Annotated in this window: 12 protein-coding genes; 4 read left to right on the forward strand and 8 right to left on the reverse strand. The window is 57.3% G+C overall.

Annotation, left to right across the window (positions count from 1 at the left end):
* Positions 1-123: 123 nt before the first annotated feature.
* The 7 genes from ndk to L2Y28_RS16060 all read right to left on the reverse strand — a co-directional run bounded on the left by ndk (position 124) and on the right by L2Y28_RS16060 (position 12701).
* Positions 124-555 (reverse strand): nucleoside-diphosphate kinase, encoded by a 432-nt coding sequence (gene ndk / locus L2Y28_RS16030; RefSeq protein ID WP_003860625.1) that lies wholly within the window; start codon positions 553-555, stop codon positions 124-126.
* Positions 556-679: 124 nt separating this feature from the next.
* Positions 680-1555, reverse strand: coding sequence for a 4Fe-4S binding protein (locus tag L2Y28_RS16035; protein ID WP_022649004.1), 876 nt, complete (start codon positions 1553-1555; stop codon positions 680-682).
* Entirely contained in the window at positions 1555-2334 is a 780-nt protein-coding gene (locus tag L2Y28_RS16040) for a DmsC/YnfH family molybdoenzyme membrane anchor subunit (protein ID WP_022649005.1), read from the reverse strand. The genes L2Y28_RS16035 and L2Y28_RS16040 overlap by 1 nt, the downstream gene beginning before the upstream one ends.
* Positions 2327-2956 carry a DMSO/selenate family reductase complex B subunit gene (locus L2Y28_RS16045; RefSeq protein WP_022649006.1) on the reverse strand — a complete coding sequence of 210 codons (630 nt, stop codon included), beginning with the start codon at positions 2954-2956 and terminating at the stop codon, positions 2327-2329. Before L2Y28_RS16045 ends, L2Y28_RS16040 begins: the two co-directional genes overlap by 8 nt.
* Positions 2953-5331, reverse strand: a complete 2379-nt coding sequence (locus L2Y28_RS16050; protein WP_022649007.1) for a DMSO/selenate family reductase complex A subunit — start codon at positions 5329-5331, stop codon at positions 2953-2955. The genes L2Y28_RS16045 and L2Y28_RS16050 overlap by 4 nt, the downstream gene beginning before the upstream one ends.
* 88 nt (positions 5332-5419) lie before the next feature.
* Entirely contained in the window at positions 5420-7747 is a 2328-nt protein-coding gene (gene pbpC, locus L2Y28_RS16055) for a peptidoglycan glycosyltransferase PbpC (RefSeq protein WP_022649008.1), read from the reverse strand.
* A 1-nt stretch (position 7748) separates the two neighbouring features.
* Positions 7749-12701: an alpha-2-macroglobulin gene (locus tag L2Y28_RS16060; RefSeq protein WP_022649009.1), complete on the reverse strand. Its 4953-nt coding sequence runs from the start codon at positions 12699-12701 to the stop codon at positions 7749-7751.
* Between the two features lie 286 nt (positions 12702-12987).
* Between L2Y28_RS16060 and L2Y28_RS16065 the strand changes: the two genes are divergently transcribed.
* The 4 genes from L2Y28_RS16065 (at position 12988) to L2Y28_RS16080 (ending at position 17617) form a co-directional block, all read left to right on the forward strand.
* Complete coding sequence (locus L2Y28_RS16065) at positions 12988-14532, forward strand: PTS transporter subunit EIIC (protein ID WP_022649010.1); 1545 nt, start codon at positions 12988-12990, stop codon at positions 14530-14532.
* A gap of 12 nt (positions 14533-14544) precedes the next feature.
* Positions 14545-15912 (forward strand): 6-phospho-alpha-glucosidase, encoded by a 1368-nt coding sequence (locus tag L2Y28_RS16070; RefSeq protein ID WP_022649011.1) that lies wholly within the window; start codon positions 14545-14547, stop codon positions 15910-15912.
* A gap of 89 nt (positions 15913-16001) precedes the next feature.
* A complete protein-coding gene (sseA, locus tag L2Y28_RS16075; RefSeq protein WP_022649012.1) occupies positions 16002-16847 on the forward strand; it encodes a 3-mercaptopyruvate sulfurtransferase in 846 nt (281 codons plus the stop codon).
* Entirely contained in the window at positions 16847-17617 is a 771-nt protein-coding gene (locus L2Y28_RS16080) for a MurR/RpiR family transcriptional regulator (RefSeq protein ID WP_022649013.1), read from the forward strand. The genes sseA and L2Y28_RS16080 overlap by 1 nt, the downstream gene beginning before the upstream one ends.
* Positions 17618-17634: 17 nt before the next feature.
* On the opposite strand, the gene sseB is transcribed toward L2Y28_RS16080, so the two are convergent.
* Positions 17635-18411 (reverse strand): enhanced serine sensitivity protein SseB, encoded by a 777-nt coding sequence (sseB, locus tag L2Y28_RS16085; protein WP_022649014.1) that lies wholly within the window; start codon positions 18409-18411, stop codon positions 17635-17637.
* Positions 18412-18474 lie beyond the last annotated feature (63 nt).

Consider the following 18474-nt stretch of genomic DNA (forward strand, 5'->3'; position numbering starts at 1 on the left):
ACGTTGTGGCCCTTGGTGGGTTGAAAAGAAACGCCCCGGTAAGCAGTCTGCTCGTCCGGGGCGTTGCATTGTACAAAGTCTGGCGCAGGGATGCCACGTTTGCACGCGGCATTTACGAAATTATTAGCGAGTGCGCGGGCACACTTCGCCTTCTGCAAAGAAGAACGCGATTTCGCGCGCAGCAGATTCAACAGAGTCGGAACCGTGGGTGCCGTTCTCGGTGAAGCTGTCTGCGTAGTCAGCGCGCAGAGTACCTGCCAGCGCGTTGTCCGGGTTGGTTGCACCCAGCAGATCGCGGTGACGCTGTACCGCGTTTTCGCCTTCCAGTACGGATACCACGATCGGGCCAGAAGTCATGAACTCGACCAGACCGTCAAAGAATGGGCGACCTTCGTGCTCAGCGTAGAAACCGCGAGCCTGTTCAACGGTCAGGTGCAGCATTTTGGTGCCAACGATCTTAAACCCTGCTGATTCAAAGCGAGCGAAGATGCTGCCAATAACGTTTTTTGCCACCGCGTTTGGTTTGATGATGGAAAAAGTACGTTCAATAGCCATTGATAACCTCTGTAAAATGTTCTGTTGTTTTTGCATACCTGAGTATGGTGTGGCGCGGATTATAAAGAGCAATAGCGCCATTGCCTATGGTTATGCATAACATTTTTTTAAAATGAGACGAAGATTAGCAACAGCTCGTATTTCGCATGCCGTACTGATGGTGAAAACAGAGCGGACACTGCTTTTCATCAGAACTAAATGACCAGAAATGCCGGTGGCACGTCAAACAAACGGCTTCATATGCCGGTATGGTCACGCTTTTCGCTGTCCCGTCTGTTTGCGTCACGTTTATCGCCGCATGCTGGCATACCGCTTCGCAGCCGCCACACCCCGTACAGCGTCCGGTTTCCACGACCAGTTCAGCGTTCTCAAACCGAATCGCGTTTTCCGTACAACTCCGCCAGCACGCGCCGCAGAGTACGCAGGATTCGGTATCGAGAGTTATCTCTGCCTCGCTAAACGCAGAAAACGCCCTGCGCAGCTCACGCTGACCGGGCACGACGCAACAGACCCGGACATCCTCACGGGGAACGTGCATCAGCGCACGCCGGGCGGTATTTACCTCGTTGACGGGTATATGTTTAAACGCCCACGCTGCTTCACCACGTCGACGAAGCGCCAGATTCAGCCGGGCAATCGCCAGCAACCAGTCAGGATTCTGCTCCGCGTCGATACTGATAAAACGAACGTGGTGCTGCGCGTGCCACAGCAGAAGCTCATTCACCCCTGGCGCACGGTCAGTAAAAGGCCCAACAAGCGTATCGCCACACAGAAAACGTTTTCGCGGCGTGATGCCGGTGATGGCTACAGCGGGGCAGACAAACAGGCAGTCACCGCATTCAATACAGCGGCTGTCATCAACCGAGACGCCGGTGTCGGTAAAAGAAAAAGCCTGCACGGGACAGACGTCCGCGCAGGCGCAGCAGGAAGAGTGGCGAAAACGGCGACGGACGCACGCATGCGTCACGTCCATCGCCGGGGCAAAGGTTAATCCGCCCATCAGCCAATACTGAAGAAAACAAAGCGCAGCATCAGCTCACCCACAATTAGCAAGGCACTGCCCAACAGCATTGTGCCTCGCGCCGCTTTTAAGCCGCCCGCAGCAAAGCACAGCATACCCGCAACGGAAACGCACCAGCTCAGCAGATGCACGGTTCGCAGTTGCTCCAGCATTTGTAACGGTGCGTGTGGGAACGTCACAACGGTGTTGTCCATAGCCGTAATATCTGCCAGCCAGACGGGCTGCATCACCAGACGTGCAATCACCAGCAGCGTAATAATGACAATCGCCGTTCGCACGCGGGTCTGGGAACGTGCCCCAACGGCCATGCAGGCTGAACCGATAATTCCCACCGAACCGATAAACAGCACCAGGGTATTAATGTGATGCCACGTCACCACGGATGCATGCATGTAGATCTGCGCCATGCAGAACACATCCACCAGCCCGACAAGACCTGCCACAACCAACAGCGGCTTCCAGCCTGGTTTTTTGACAAACATCAGCAGCGTTGCGAGGCCAAGTGCCGCAAGATAAAGACTGGCAAAGATAATCTCACGGCTCAGCCAGGAGCTGGATACGTGACGCAGCGCATTGAACGCATTAAGTGGATAGCCCATGTGCAACGCAGAGGCGAGCAGACCGAGGCTGGCCAGCACAAACGCTCCGGCAGCCGGCAGCAGCGCGCTGCGTTGCGTGCTTCCGAAGGCCAGCCACAGCGTAACGCCAACCGATCCTTGCAGGAACAGCGTAAAAATCAGCAGCGGTAACTCATGCATGACGTTTCCCCTCTTTCTCTGCGCCCTGATGCGCTTTGATCACCAGGTTCGGTTTGGTGATGGAGGAATCAGGCAAGCCTTTCACATCACAGACCGCACCATACTTCGCCCGCAGTTCATCAATCGGCCCGAATTTAATCGCTTCGAGTGGACAGGTTGCCACACAGACAGGCTGTTCCCCCTTCGCCTGTAGATCCACGCAGAAATCACATTTGGACATCTGCCCGGTCTGCTCGTTGAGCTGTGGCGCGCCGTAAGGGCATGACCACGCGCAGTAGCCGCAGCCGACGCACTTATCAGTATCTACGCGCACAATACCGTCCCCCGGACGCTTATGCATCGCAGTGGTCGGACAGTTTTTGGTGCAGATTGGGTCGGCACAGTGGTTACAGGAGATAGAGAGCGTGTAGGCAAAAACGTTATTGCTGACGCCACCCTGCCCGGTCGGGATAAAGCTCCCGCCATTAACTTCGTACACGCGACGGAAACGACGTCCGACCTCAAGGTTGTTTTTATCTTTGCACGCTACCTGACATGCTTTACAGCCCGAGCAGCGAGAAGAGTCGATATAAAAACCCAGCTGTTTGTCGCTTACCGGTGCGTAATGTTTAAACTGACTCATGCTTTAGCTACCTCCACCAGCATGGTTTGATGGGAATTCCCTTTCGCAAGCGCGGTAATACGTGCGGAACTGAGCACGTTCGCGCAGCCGCCCTTATCAATACCCTGCTCGTCCGGCTGCCACCAGGCACCCGCCTGCATGGCCACAACGCCTGGAATGATGCGCGGCGTGACCTCCGCCGGGATCTCGCAAATGCCGCGCGCGTTATGAATACGCACGGTATCTCCCTGCGCAATGCCGCGTTTTTGCGCATCCTGCGGGTTGATCCACAGCTTTTGCTGCTGCGCCTCAATTAACCACGGGTTGGCGTACTGGGTGGAGTTAGCGCGGTTTTTTCCTTTCCAGGTAATCAGCTGGAGCGGGAAGCGTTTCGCCAGCGCGTCTTCCGGCCCTTCATGGGCAGGCACGTAGTGCGACAGCGCCGGAATTTCCGGGTGATGCATGTCGTACAGACGCTTCGAGAAGATCTCAATTTTTCCGGACGGCGTCGGAAACGGATGATTCTGCGGATCGCGAATGTTGTCTTCAAAGGCGACGAACGGCGCGCTTTTGAAAAGGTGCTGACGCGTCTTCTGTAGCGTCGCGAAGTCCGGCAGGTTTTCGTCAGGCATGGAAAGACGCGTCTGCTCCCAGATGTGCTCAATCCACGCTTTTTCGTCACGCCCTTCACTGAACGCGGGTTCGACGCCAAGCTTAGCAGCGACCTCCCGCAGCCAGTCGTAGTCTGAACGGCGTTCAAATTCAGGTTCAATGAGTTTTTCTGACAGGATCAGATAGCTTGCCGTGCCCCAGGTTTCGCCGATATTCCAGCGTTCCATAAAGCTGGTTTCCGGCAAAAGAAGGTCGGCGTATCGGGCGCTCGGCGTCATAAACAGATCGCTTGCGACGATAAACTCGATTTTCGACTCGTCTTCCAGGACACGGGTTGCCTGATGAAGATCCGGGTTCTGGTTAGCCAGATAATTTCCCGCCAGCGAGAACAGGATGCGGATATTGCTGTCCAGCTTTTCGGCATCCTTCAGGCCGACGTCCGCGGTGACCTGAGAGGCATCGTCGGCGGCCTGCACCCAGTTCATCACCGATATTTTGGCTTTGACCGGGTTGTCCGGCATTTCTGGTCCGGCGGCAAATTTCCGGTTTGCGCAGCCGCCATAGCCTGCTGCCCAACCGCCTTTCACCCCGACGTTACCCGTGAGCGTAGCCAGCAACGTCGAGCCGCGCGCGGTGCGCTCGCCGCAGTTATGACGCTGCGGTCCCCAGCCCTGGATCAGCGCAGCGGGTTTGGTGGTTGCGTAGTCGCGCGCCAGTTGCCGAATTGTTTGTGCAGGCACGTGGGTGATTTTCTCTGCCCACTCGGGCGTTTTCGCCACGCCATCTTTTGCGCCGCTCAGGTAAGCCATCAGGGATTCATTGGCCGGAACGCCTTCTGGCATAGTGTCTTCGTCAAAGCCCAGGGTGTAGCGCTGAATAAAGTCGCGATCGTGCAGGTTCTCCGTGACGATCACATACATCATCGCGTCCATCAGGGCGTTGTCCGTGGTGGGAAGCAGCGGGATCCACTGATCGGCCAGGGAGGAAACCGTATCGGAATAGCGAGGGTCGACAACAATAAAGCGAGTGCCGTTTTGCTTCATCTTCTGGTAGAAGTGGTTGCTGTGACCAAAGATCGTTTCCGTCGGGTTATGTCCCCAGAGGATGACCAGTTTGGTGTCCAGCAGCGTGTCAAGAGAGCTGCCGCTGGCAGCGGTGCCATAGGTATACGGCGTTGCTGCCGCCGTGTTACCCATACTGACCGAGTGATAGCTTTCGAGATAGCCGCCGGTTAAGTTGAGCAGACGACGAACCATTTTATCGCCGGAAAAAGTCCCGCCGGACACAGCGGTGCCCACATGAACATAGCGTGAAGCCGCACCGTATTTTTGCGTAATAGTTTTTAATTGATTCGCAATAAGGGTGGTGGCTTCATCCCAGGTAATACGCTCGAATTTTCCTTCGCCACGTTTCCCTACACGTTTCATTGGGTATTTCAGTCGATCGGGATGGTAAACAAATTTCCGATAAGCCCGGCCACGCACGCAGGCGCGCATTACGGGCATTTGCGGATCCAACGCGTTATCCGGACGCGTAGAAATTCGGGTCACAACGCCCTCACTGACGTGAGCACGAATATCACACTTGCCGCCGCAGTCAAACGTACTACAGGTTTGCACCACTTTTTCTTCAGGCGTAGTGTCTGAAACCGCCGCGCCCTGTGCCTGTACTTTGCCGGTTTTGACGACAAAAGGCAGAGCGGCGAGCGCCGATCCTGCCTGAATAAACTGACGCCGGGATATGGCGGGAATAGTCCCCTCTCCCTGATGTTTATTTTTTTCCATTGCTCGTTCCTTAAAATAAAAACGCATTCTCGTTTTTTTTCAGGAACGGATATTGATAATTATCAAGCTAACTCTTGAGGAGTAACACTTAGCGATCTAACTCAAAATTGACCGTCGCCGTTTGTCCTGTTTCATCTAATACAACTAACTGATATTTACCCGACAAATATAATTGCAGTGAATAATTCTTCTGATGTCCGTCCAGCGGTTCGCCATTCAAAAACCACCATCGTTGCCCCTCCCCGCCGCTGGTTGAAACGAACAGGGTCATGTTTTTCTCACCCGGAAGACGTTTAATTACCGCCCCTTCTCTGACGCCTGACAACATCAGCGGCGCCGCATTATGGTTATCCAGCGGAGGGCAAACCGCTGAACGGGCGGGGAGACGAGCTGCCCGTTTTTCGGCAGCAGGCAGCCAGGGCTCCAGAGGCAGCGGCCAGACATCCAGCACTTTTTCTGTCGCATCAGGACAATCCGCTGCGACGCGTTTGCCTTCTTTATCCAGCCAGACCGGGAAACGGATCCCGCGAATACCTTCCTGTTCCGGCAGCAGCAGCGTAGGCGGTTCACTGCCTTCCAGCAGCCAGGTTGACAGCCGACGCCGACAGTTTTCGCTCCCTTCAGGCAGGGACTGGCCCCCCGGCCAGCAAATCACGCCCCGTCCTACGCTTGCAGGACGCGGATCGCGCGGCAGACGGGCTTCATCCACCATCGAGCGGGACTGAAGCATGTTATTGACCTGATTCAGGAGCGGAACTGCGCTGGCGAAACCAAACTGCCCGGCAACGGGCGTGCCGTCCGGACGTCCGGTCCAGATTCCAATGACATACCGGGCGTTCAGCCCAATGGCCCAGGCATCCCGGTAGCCGTAACTGGTGCCCGTTTTCCACGCCAGCGGCGCAACCTGGGGCAGCGCACTGTCCGGCAGGGGCTGTGCTTCACTGGCGAGAATGCGACGAATGATCCACGCCGCCCCCTGCGACAGCAGCGGACGTTCGATCAGCGGATCGCCCGGCTGTAAACGCAACCGACCCGCCTGCCCCTGCCGCGCAAAGGCACTGTAGGCGGCAGCGATATCAGCCAGGCGTGCCCCTGCGCCCCCCAGGATCAGGGAGAGGTTGGGCTGCGCACCCGCAGGGAGTATGAGCGGTAATCCCGCGTTGCTCAGCATGCCTGCAAAACGTTTTGGGCCGTACGCTTCCAGCACCTGCACCGCAGGCAGGTTGAGGGAACGCACCAGGGCTTCGCTCATGCTGACCGGCCCATGAAAACCGCTGTCAAAGTTGCCGGGGCGATAATCCCCCGTTTTTCTTGGAACATCCTGTAATAACGAAGCGGGATGGATCAGGCCATCGTCCAGCGCCATGCCATAGATGAATGGCTTGAGGACCGATCCCGGCGATCGGATCGCATTGACCATATCCACGTGACTAAAGCGACTGTCATCATTGATATCTACCGAGCCTACCCAGCCACGCACTTTCATGGATGTATGATCCACGACGATCATCGCCAGTGAACTGCGGGCAGGCAGGCGCGATTTCCAGTTCATTGCCAGCTCTTCAAGCTGTCGTTGCAAAGCTGCATCCAGCGTGGTGACTATTTTTGTGTCGCGGCTTTTACTCAACATCATGCGGGAAAAGAGCGGCGCCAGCTGCGGCATCTGCCGGGGGGCCAGCCAGACCGGCTCTTCACGGGACTCTTTCACCTGCTTCTCAGACCAGACGCCCTGAGTCAGCATGCGGTCGAGCACTTTGTTCCGCGCCGCTTCGGCACGTTCCGGCCAGCGGTCGGGGCGCAGACGGCTGGGTGCCTGTGGCAGTACAGCCAGCAGCGCCGCGTCGGAATAGCTCAGCTGAGACGGCGGTTTGCCAAGATAAGTCCAGCTTGCCGCGCCCACGCCCTGCAACGTGCCGCCAAACGGGGCACGGTTGAGATACAGCGTCAGGATTTCACGCTTGGAGAGATGCCACTCCAGCTGCATCGCCCGCCACAGCTGACGAATTTTACCGCCAAAGGTACGCGGATGCGGATCCAGCAGGCGTGCCACCTGCATGGTAAGCGTGCTCCCGCCAGAAACCACTCTCCCGGCGGTGAGATCCTGCCAGGCGGCACGCAGTACAGAAAGCGGATTGACGCCAGGGTGATCCCAGAACCAGCGATCTTCATACTGGATCAGCGCCTCAAGATAGCGTGGGGAAACCTCTTCAATGGTAACCGGATAGCGCCAGATGCCTTCGCTGTCGGCAAAACGCCACAACGGAACACCCTGCTCATCCACCACCACTCGCGCAGGGTTGACCTCTTTCAGGGGCAACGGCCACACGCGGTCAGCGGCGACAATCAGCCCCCCTAAAAAGAGAAGCGCTCCCGCAAGCCACAGCCAGCGGGAGCGAATCAGGCGTGCTATCTGCATCTTACGGAACAACGATCAGCGGGCCACTGGCCGACCCCGTTGCTCGCCACTGCGGAACGTACATGGACTCGACCATCGGAACAGGCACCTGATAGGTTCCTGGCGTAACGGCACGGGCCAGGTAAACCAGCGTGACCGGCTGACCTTCATTGACCGGCACGGCGGCCACAAAGCGATCGTCGCGGAATTCCATGTGCTGAATATCAGACTGTTGCATCTGATTCAGCAGGTTTTGCACTTCACTGCCGCTGTCCTGCAAGCTGGCGCTGCTGCTCGCCAGATTCTGGTTTTCCAGCTCCAGACCTGCCGGGAGCAGATCCACCACCAGCGCATCCGGTACGTTCTGGCTTGCCTTCACTTCCAGCCACACCAGAACCAGCTCACCGCTCTTAAGTGAAGAGAGCGACTTGCTGCTGCCGTCTGTCGCCAGGATATGACGTTCAATCTGCAAGACGTGAGAAGATGGCTGGGGCGCATACTCCGGATAGCCAGTAGTGTCCAGTCGTACCCACAGCGGCGTCGTGCCGGTATTCGTCACCTGCAAGGCACCAGGCTGGTCGCCGTTCAGGTTTTCTACCTGCGCTTTATCACTGCTCTGGGTCTGTTCAGAGAGGGTGGTCGTTGCCTGCCACGCGCCTGACAAGGTTTGCAGTGAACGTCCAGCCAGGAACAGCGCATTGCTCTCCTGGGTTGACAGCCAGCGCTGGCTGAACGCGTTTTCAGATAACGCGTTCAACAGCCTGTTTTGCGCATCCGGCAGCAGCTTGTACTCTTCCAGCAGGGAGAGCATCAGGGCATTATCACGCAGCTGGCTGCCGTAATCCGCCATCCAGTTTCGGCTGTCGTTACGGGGTGTTTTGAGAGCCAGATCCAGCGCCTGCTGGCTGCGCGGTGTATCCCCCATCAGTTTGAGTGCCATGCCCAGCTGCATCAACGGAAGCCCGGAAGCGGCCTGAGCGTGACGCTCCCAGATTTCACGCAGTGCACCGAGCGGCGCTTTTTGCTGGCGAGCCAGCACCAGCGAAGCATACGCCTGGACAGCAAATTTGCTGGCCTGGGTGTCGTCGCTGTAGCGGATGGACATCATCCCCGGATCCTGTAAATAGCGCAGCAGTCGGCTGTTGGCGTTATTCACCGCCTCGGCAGGCACGCTGTAACCCTGCTCCCCTGCCCGCACCAGGAAATCCGTAACATAGGCGGTCAGCCAGTACTCTTCCGGGCCGTTTTTATCCCACAAGGCAAAACCGCCATCGTCACGCTGCATTTGCAGCAGACGGGAGATGCCGATATCAATGGCCGCACGGCGTTTATCGTCGGTGTCGCCTTTAATGCCCAACGCCGTAAGCTGTGCCGCGTTGGTGTAGAGGGACGGGAACAGGCCGCTGGTGGTCTGCTCAAGACATCCGTATGGATAGGCCTGAAGTTCACGAATGTAGCGCGCCAGGTTCAAAGGTGGTTTACCGCTGAGCAACAGCTGTCCCTGTAGCGTGGCAGGCGAGAAACCGTCGATATGCTGTGCTGGCGCGCTCCAGGATTCGCCAGGGTTCAGCATCGTGCCCGTATTCACCGTTTGCGCCGGGAATGCGGGGCGTACACCAATTTTCCAGCTCTTCTGCTGCGGCGCAAACGTCTCACCAGGGAGCTGAAGCCCCGTCACCTGAGCAGTTACTTCACCATCGCCATAGCCTTCCAGCGCGCGCACCGGAATAAACAGAGTGCTACGAGCGCCAGGCGGCAGCTTAACCGGCTCTGGCTGAGCACCTTCGAGCGACACCTTACCGGTTGCGGTTAACGCAATGTTCAGCGTTTGCGACTGGTCAGTAAGGTTGGTCAGGTCCAGCGTCAGGCGAGAGGTATCGCCACTTGCGAGGAATCGCGGCGTGTTAAGCTCGGTGATAATCGGAGCCGCCACAATGATTTTGCTTTCGCTGCTGCCGAAATCGTCTTCCGTCCAGGCCTGCGCCATCAGACGCAGTTCGCCGTTGAAATCACCGATCGGCAGCGTGATGGTGCCTTCACCGTTGGCATCAAGCGTAACCGGCTGCGCCTGCTGAGCAATAATGGTGACATGGTTCACCGGTGGCTTACCGCCGCGTTTCAGTTCATCGCCGTCTCCGCCAAAGCGCAGTGCGGCCAAACGTCCCTGACCTTCAATCACCTGGCCGTAAACATCATAGATGTCCGCGCCATAGCGCTTCTGACCGAAGAAAGCTTCCCACGGATCCGGCGTGACGTAGTCGGTAATGTTCAGCACGCCGCTATCAACAGCCGAGACCAGCACGTTCACCTTCTGTGGCACAGCCCCCTCTTTTACGCTGGCTTTCACTTTCACAGAAAGCGTCTGGTTCGGACGCATTTTTTGTGGGTTATCAAGTGCGATGCTCAGGCGACGATTTTCGTCCCCCATTGGCAGATGCAGCAGACCAACCGCGCGTTTTGGCGTGGCGGATTTAGATTTATCGCCAGGACGAACCACCAGCGTGCTGAGGTAGAGATCGTGACGTTTCCAGGCCTTATCCACCGGAATGGCGAGATCCAGACCGTTAACCGGTACGTCGATCTCTTTCCACCACAGTGGCCCTTCGCTGGATTCGATCATTGCATAGCCCTTGCCTGCGGCCGGCGCTGCAATATGCAGGTTGATGGTATCGCCTGGCTGATAGGATGGCTTGTCCAGTTTCAGCGTCACACGATCCGGGCGTGCAGCACCCGTGCCATCGCTGTTATCCTGCCAGCTGTACCCCGCCCAGAAGCGCACGCTGCTGACCATGCTATCAGGGGCTTTCACTTCCAGACGGTATGAGCCCCACTCCACCGGGAAGGTGACTTTACCGGTTTCATCGGCCTTGAGGTTAAGTTCCTGCTCGCCCTCAACGAGATCTTTTTGATCAAACTGAGACTGCCAGCCCTCGCTCTCGGACCAGTTCCAGAAGTAGTCGCGACGCTCACGGACCAGACGCACCTGCAGACCAGATACCGCTTTTTTCGCCCCGCTGGCATCGGCATAGACGATGTCAAAGCTGGCGTTGCCGTTCTCGTCGACAATCGGCTGGTTGACGGTGGTATCGGTGCGGTAGTCGTACACGGCCTTGCTGGCGAACTGTGGGCGGATCCCCGGAAGTTCAGCCGCAGGCCAGATAGCCTGCTCGGCGCGTCGCGTTACCGGACGCCCGCCTGATTCCAGCAGGCTGGCCTGCAAAATCAGTTGCAGCGGCGAGTGCACCTCTTTCCACTGGCTTTCGGTGGTAACCTGTCCGCGCCCCTGTTCGTCCAGCGTAAGCTGCACTTCATCCAGGCTGCGGCTCAGGTTCTCCTCGGCAATATCACCGAACTGGAAGCCAGGCAGTGCAGGCACCGCGTCACGTAGCGGACGCAGGAAAAGCAGGCCTTGCAGAGAATTACCGTTAGCCGGCGCGCCATACAGATAATAGCCCACAACGTTAAAGTCCACATCCTCCTGCGGGGAAACCGGCGTTTTTTGCCCGGTCAGATTCAGCGCCATACGCTCAGGCATAAAATCTTCGACGTGGAAATCCCACATGCGCTGCTGGTTATCCCCCGTATTCGCGCGAATATGCCACATGCCGGTCTGGGCGCTGCTATCAAGCGGATAGTTGAAGCGATAGAGACCGTTCTCAGGTTGCACAACGACCGTACGCGCTACCTGGCCGTCCGGACGCAGCACGTCAAGTTTTACAGGCTGCTCGGGAAGCGGTTTGCCATCGCTGTCGCGAAGCAGGCCGTTAAGGATCACCGTTTCACCCGGACGATAGAGATCGCGCGGGCCAAACATAAAGAACTGTTTGCTGTAACCCGGGTTACCGGCGATATCAAACTCCGCCAGATCCAGCGCCGGAAGTTTGAGGTCAAGAAGCGTGGTCTGGCCATCTTTACTGGCCAGGATCAGCGCGGCTTCTTTATCGGTTTCCAGTTTCGCATGACCATCGGCGTCGCTGTTCGCCTCGGCCAGGGTCTGTCCTTTATCGTTCAGAAGGGTAATGGTCACGCCTGACTGCGCCGCACCGTTTTCAAGACTCTGGGTGAAGATGTCCAGGCGGTTATGATAACGGTGAGCGGACAGCCCAATATCAGTTAAGGTAAAGAGCGTCGCGGCGTTACTGTAGTTATAGTGACCAGCCTGATTCATCACGGCGATATAGACGCCAGACTGCTGGAGCGGCTTAATATCTTTGAGCGGCAGGAGTAGTTTTTCACGCGTGTTGCGCGCCGGGTTGAGGTCGAAACGGCCGGTGTAGACCAGTTCCGCCATCTTCAGCAGGTTGTCAGATTCCCAGTTGGTCAGCGAGTTACGGTACTCCCACTGGCTGACAAACGAGGCCAGCGACTCCGGCTTAACGCGGTAGAAGTTCACGTCCACATTGTTGACGTTGAGCGCCATCACCGGCAACCCTTCCACCACTTTACCCGGCAGCAGCGATCCGCGGCTGGCGAATCCGACCGTCGGTTCAACATCCCGGGTGGTGATCGCTTTTTCATAGTCAATGCCAAATGTCGCTTTGTTCAGCGCCAGCAAATTACGCTCGACGGTGACGACCAGATTACGATTCGGCTCCAGATGGCGCAGGCGCAGCTCTTTCAGATTGGGGGCCAGTTCCCAGGCGCCGTCCACTTTGCCACTTTTTTTATCCACCACATGCACCGTTTTCGCAAAATCCTGGCTGGGATCCAGCGGTACAGAGAAGGTCAGAACCAGTGTCGCAGCGCCGTCGAGTTGCACTTCAGAGGCATCCAGCAGCGTCAACGCCTTACCCTGACTCTGCGCGGCCAGCTTAGCCAGCTTTTCAGGATCCGGTTTTGCCGGGGTTTTCTGTTCTGATGTAGTAGACGCTGCGGGGGCAGCGGCCTGAGGTTTGTCATCGCTGTTATCACAGCCGGCAAGCGTAAAGGTGGTGAGCAGCGCGAGAGAGATCGCAGCTAAGCGAAACGGTTTCATCCTATGTCCCTGGCCTGAGGGGCCTGTTGGTCGTCGTCCGGATAAGTATTATCCGCAAGTTTCGTTAATACAAAAAGTCCAATTTTATAATCTGGAAAGCGCCTCGCAGAATGGCATCGTACTCGCATGCGAGGGTGGAACCGCGATCACACAGCGTAACGTAACATGTTACCTTTCGCGTCATTTGTTTTTAAAACAAGAAGATAGCTGGATAAGCTCGCATCATGCCTGCTAGTTTTATGACCATGACGCACCCCGAGTGCGCGGTTCAATAAGAGAGAAAGCCATGAAACGAGCCGTGAACGCCCTACAAAATTTCGGAAAATCACTTTACGGACCTGTACTTATCTTACCTATCGTCGGTCTGTTTATCGCCTTTGGGAATGTGCTGGGTAACGGCAATCTGGCCGAGTACCTGCCGTTTCTCGGCCATCCGCTGATCCAGAGTGTCGGCCAGCTGATCGCCAAATCTGCCGTGTCGGTGCTGGTCAACCTGGCGCTGGTGTTTGCCGTCGGGATCCCCATTGGCCTGGCAACCCGAGACAAAGGCTACGCGGCGCTGATTGGGCTGGTGACCTTTATCGTATTCATTAACGCGATGAACGTGACGTTACAGCTTCAGGGAGAACTGGCCCCTGCGGAGCAGATGAAAGCCGCCGGACAAAGCATGGTACTGGGCGTCCAGGTGCTGGAGATGGGCGTTTTCGCCGGGATCCTGACCGGGGCGCTCTCCGGTTATCTGTACAACAAATATTCCGGTGTCCTGTTTAACGGCGCGATGGCGATATACTCCGGCCACTGCTTTGTCGCGATTGTGATGTTGCCAGTCTCTATGCTGCTCGGCGTGGTCATGAGCGAACTCTGGCCGTACGCACAGCATGGAATAAGCGCCCTGGCGCTGGCGATCAAAGGGTCCGGTCCGTTTGGGGTGGCGATCTACGGTTTCCTTGAACGCATTCTGGTGCCGACGGGCCTGCATCATCTGGTCTATACGCCGTTCCTGTATACCGAACTGGGCGGTACGCAGGAGGTGTGCGGTACGGCTTACCAGGGCGCGCGCAATATCTACTTCGCCGAGATGGCCTGCCCGGACGTGAAGCAGCTCAGCAGCACCGTGGTGTGGGATGCTCGCGGCATCAGCAAGATGTTCGGCCTTCCCGCCGCCGCGCTGGCGATGTACATGACCGCGAAGCCAGAGCGTAAAGCGATTGCGAAAGCCATTCTGATCCCGGCGGCGCTGACCTCGCTGCTGGTCGGCGTAACCGAGCCGATCGAGTTCTCTTTCCTGTTTGTCGCCCCGCTGTTGTTCGTGGTGCATGCGGTGCTGACCGGCATTGGCATGATGCTGTTCACCCTGTTTGGCGTTCACGCCATCGGCGCCAACGGAATTATCGATTTTATCCTCTACAACCTGCCGCTCGGCACGGAAAAGTCCAACTGGCCCATGTACATCGTGGTCGGGCTGATCATGTTCGCCCTTTATTTCGTGGTGTTCCGCTTCCTGATCCTGCGTTTCAACATGAAAACGCCCGGTCGTGAAGATGACGATCGGGAGACGCGCCTCTACAGCAAACAGGAATACCAGGCGAAGGGAAATAACGACGGGCTGGGCGAATCGATCGTCGTCGGTCTGGGCGGTCGGGAAAACATTCAGGTGGTTGATAACTGCTACACCCGCTTACGCGTCACGGTGAAGGACGTCGCCATCATCGACGAACCGCGCCTGAAAGCGACCGGCGCGAAAGGGATTATCAAACAAGGTAACAACGTTCAGGTGGTCTACGGGCTGCATGTCAAAAAAATGCGAGAAGCCGTTGAGACGTTTCTCTGAAAGGAGCTAAAGATGTTAACACCCCCATTCATTCTGTCGATTGCTGGCGGCGGCAGCACCTACACGCCAGGTATAGTGAAAAGCCTGATGGTACGCCTGCACGATTTCCCCCTGGCAGAGATTCGCCTGTATGACATCGACGAGGCGCGCCAGAACACCATTGCGCCCGTGGTGGAAAAGGTCATTCGCGACCACAGCCAGAGCATCAAATTCACGGTCACCAGCGATCCGGAGGTGGCCTTCAGCGGCGCGCATTTTGTTTTTGCTCAGATGCGCGTCGGACAGTACAAAATGCGCGAGCAGGATGAAAAAATTCCGCTGCGCCACGGGGTGGTCGGCCAGGAAACCTGCGGACCCGGCGGGCTGGCATATGGCCTGCGTACGATCCTGCCGATGGTAGAGCTGATCGATAGGGTGGAACGCTACGCGCACGAAAAGGCGTGGATCGTGAACTACTCCAACCCGGCGGCGATCGTCGCTGAGGGCGTGCGTCGCCTGCGCCCCAACGCACGCGTGCTGAACATCTGTGATATGCCTGTCGCCGCGATGCGCAATATGGGCGCCATTCTGGGCGTGGATCGCCATAAACTGGAGGTGGACTATTTTGGCCTCAACCATTTCGGCTGGTTTACCCGCGTGCTGGTGGACGGCGAGGACAAGCTGCCGGAGCTGCGTAAACATATCGCGAAGTTTGGCCTGCTGACGGAAGACGCGGCCAAAACCGACCCGCAGCACTCGGATCCGTCATGGGTGAAAACCTGGCGCAACATCAAGCCGATTATGGATAACTTCCCGGAGTACCTGCCGAACCCGTATCTACAGTACTACCTGATGCCGAACCAGATTGTGGAGCATCAGAACCCGGACTATACCCGTGCCAACGAAGTGATGAACGGACGTGAGAAAAAGCTGTTTGCCGCCGCCGAAGAGTACCAGCGCAGCGGGATCTTACCGGACGCCTTCCACGTAGGTGTTCACGGCGAATTTATCGTCGATGTCGCCTGCTCGCTGGCATTCAACCTGCGCCAACGTCATCTGGTGATGGTGGAAAACCGCGGGGCGATTACCAATCTGCCGTACGATGCGGTGGTGGAAGTACCTGCCTATATCACCTCCGAAGGGCCGGAGCCTGTCCGCGTGGGTCAGGTGCCGTTGTTCCACCAGACGCTCCTGCAACAGCAGCTCGCTTCTGAACAGCTGCTGGTTGAGGCGACAATCGAAGGCAGCTATGAGAAAGCACTTCAGGCGTTCACCCTGAACCGCACCGTGCCGACCATGGAGCACGCGAAAGCGATTCTGGATGAGATGATCGAAGCCAACCGCGACTACTGGCCTGCGCTGCAAAAGGCATGGCAGGACGGTGAAGCGGTGAAAAAATAGGGGCTTGCTCGCGAGTTGAACGTGGTTAACTTGTCGGTGTCAGAAAAAACACCGACAATCCTTTTTTACGGAAAAGAATGGAGGCAACCATGTCCACCTCATATTTTGTCGCCGCCGACTGGCTGATTGAGCACGGCGACGACCCGGAAGTTCAGATTATCGACGCGCGCATGGCCCCTCCGGGCCAGGAGCATCGTGACGTTCCCGCTGAATATCGCGCAGGGCACCTGCCTGGCGCGGTTTTTTTCGATATCGAAGCTCTCTCCGATCACACCTCTCCCCTGCCGCACATGCTGCCTCGTCCGGAAGCGTTTTCCGTGGCGATGCGCGAGCTCGGAATCAGCAAAGACAAACATCTTGTTGTTTATGATGAAGGTAATCTGTTTTCCGCCCCGCGGGCGTGGTGGATGCTGAAAAACTTCGGCGTGGAAAAAGTGTCGATTCTGGCGGGCGGGCTTGCGTGCTGGAAGCGCGACGAGCTGCCGCTTCAGCAGGGCGACGTGACGCTGCCGGAAGGCGAATTCGATGCCACGTTCGACGCACACGTGGTGAAACGCCTGACCGACGTGCTGGTCGTGAGCCATGAAAAAACGGCCCAAATCGTCGATGCCCGTCCTGCTCCGCGCTTCAATGCAGAAGCGGATGAACCGCGTCCGGGGCTGAAGCGCGGACATATCCCGGGGGCGCTGAATGTGCCGTGGGGCGATCTGGTGTTTGAAGGCGAGCTGAAAACCACCGATGAATTGCGTGCCATTTTTGAACGTCAGGGCGTGGATTTGCATCGTCCGGTTATTGCCAGCTGCGGCTCCGGCGTGACGGCCTGCGTGGTGATCCTGGCGCTGGCAACCCTTGGGGCGAATGACGTGACGCTGTATGACGGCGCCTGGAGTGAATGGGGTGCACGGGACGATCTGCCGGTTGAACCGGCGAAATAATGGATAACCGCCTGGCAACGCTGTTAACACGCGGGTCGTCACTGACCCGCGCTGAGTATCGCGTCCTCGCCCACCTCACTGAGCATCCGCTGCTGGTGGGCAATATCACGGTGCGCGAGCTGGCGCTGGCGACATTTGTCTCCACCGCGACGATTATGCGGCTATGCCAGAAGCTGGGCTTCAGCGGATTTAGCGAGTTTATCTGGCACTGCAAGCAGCTGCTTTCTGACACGCCGCATATCACCGTACAGTCTGCGCAACATGCAGAAATGCCCGTGCTTTTTGCCCGGTTTATTGCCAACTATCAGCAGACCTTCCAGTGGGTTACCCAGGACAAACGCCAGCAGTTTGCCAGCCTGCTGCGCCAGAAAGAGAGCTTCTTTCTCTACGGCGCCGGGTTTTCATATCTTTTTGCCGAGTACCTGACCAAGAAGTTGCAGGTGCTGGGAAAAACCGCGTTCATCTCCGGACCGGGGGACAGCCGGAATATTTTTCTCAGCAACGCCGCACGCTATCAGGTATTTATTGCCGTTTCGCGCAGCGGCGAAACGGAGCAGGTGCTGGATAAAGCGCGGATCGCCAAAAACGTCGGCATGACGATCGTCGCGTTTACCCGCGCGTCGGCCAATACGCTGGCAGGTATGGCCGACGTGCATTTTGCCCTCTATGACGAAGCGGTACATTTCGCCGCCGAAGCCGCAGGGGTGACGTCGTTTGAGTCGAATCTGGTGCTGCTGATGGATTTACTGTTGCTGGAAGCAACGGGGTGAAGGTCACCCCGCCGTAATCAGATAATGCGGTTGGTCTTGAGATCGCGCAGGAAGCCGCCCCAGCGACGCTCGTAGAACGGGGTGATGTGCTCGGTAATAAAGTGGCTGATGCCCTGCTCACCTTTCTTCACCTGACAGATATCAATCGGCTCATCGCCCGGGAGCGTGTCGGTCGCTACGCTTCCCGCCGCCTGGATGATCTCGTCGATATCGCCATCGGCCTCAATTCCAATCAGCAGAACAGGCTTTTCGTCAGCGCTCTCTTTGATGGAGCAGAGGAACGCGCGTTTTACCGGCTTGATGGTTTTAAACAGCGTGGTCAGGGAGTCAATCATCTGCGCGGGCGGCTCAGCCACTTCAGACAGCAGCAGCGTTTCGCCCCCTTCCAGCACCTCCTGGGTGCTGAGCGGGTTGCCCTCGTCACCAATCAGATGGCTGATTTCACGCGGAGTGAACTCTTTCCCGGCCGGCAGTTTGGCGTTGAGGAACAGCGTCTGCCCCAGGGTCATTTCGAACAGCGTGCGCACCGGCATCACCACGAACGCCTGTTCGTCTTCTACCGCTTCCTGCAAGGCCTCGAGCGAGGTAAAGAACGGGATCACCGACGTGCCGTCGTCTTTCTCCCAGTGCAGCAGATCCAGCGCGCTGTCTTCGACAACCTGCTCCCCTTCCGCGGCGGTGCCCGGCACCCAGACGGTGGATTCCAGCAGCGTGCGGAAAAAGGCCGGACGGTGGGCGGGCTCGGTCGCCGCCTGCTCCAGCAGGGTTTCTAATTCGTTTTTGGTTTCTGACATAGTTTGGCTACTTCACAATTGCCCGGCGGCGCAACGCTTGCACGGGCCTACGGGTTTTGTAGG

Origin of the sequence: Enterobacter sp. JH25, from assembly GCF_021725435.1 — a bacterium.
GTDB lineage: Bacteria > Pseudomonadota > Gammaproteobacteria > Enterobacterales > Enterobacteriaceae > Enterobacter > Enterobacter intestinihominis.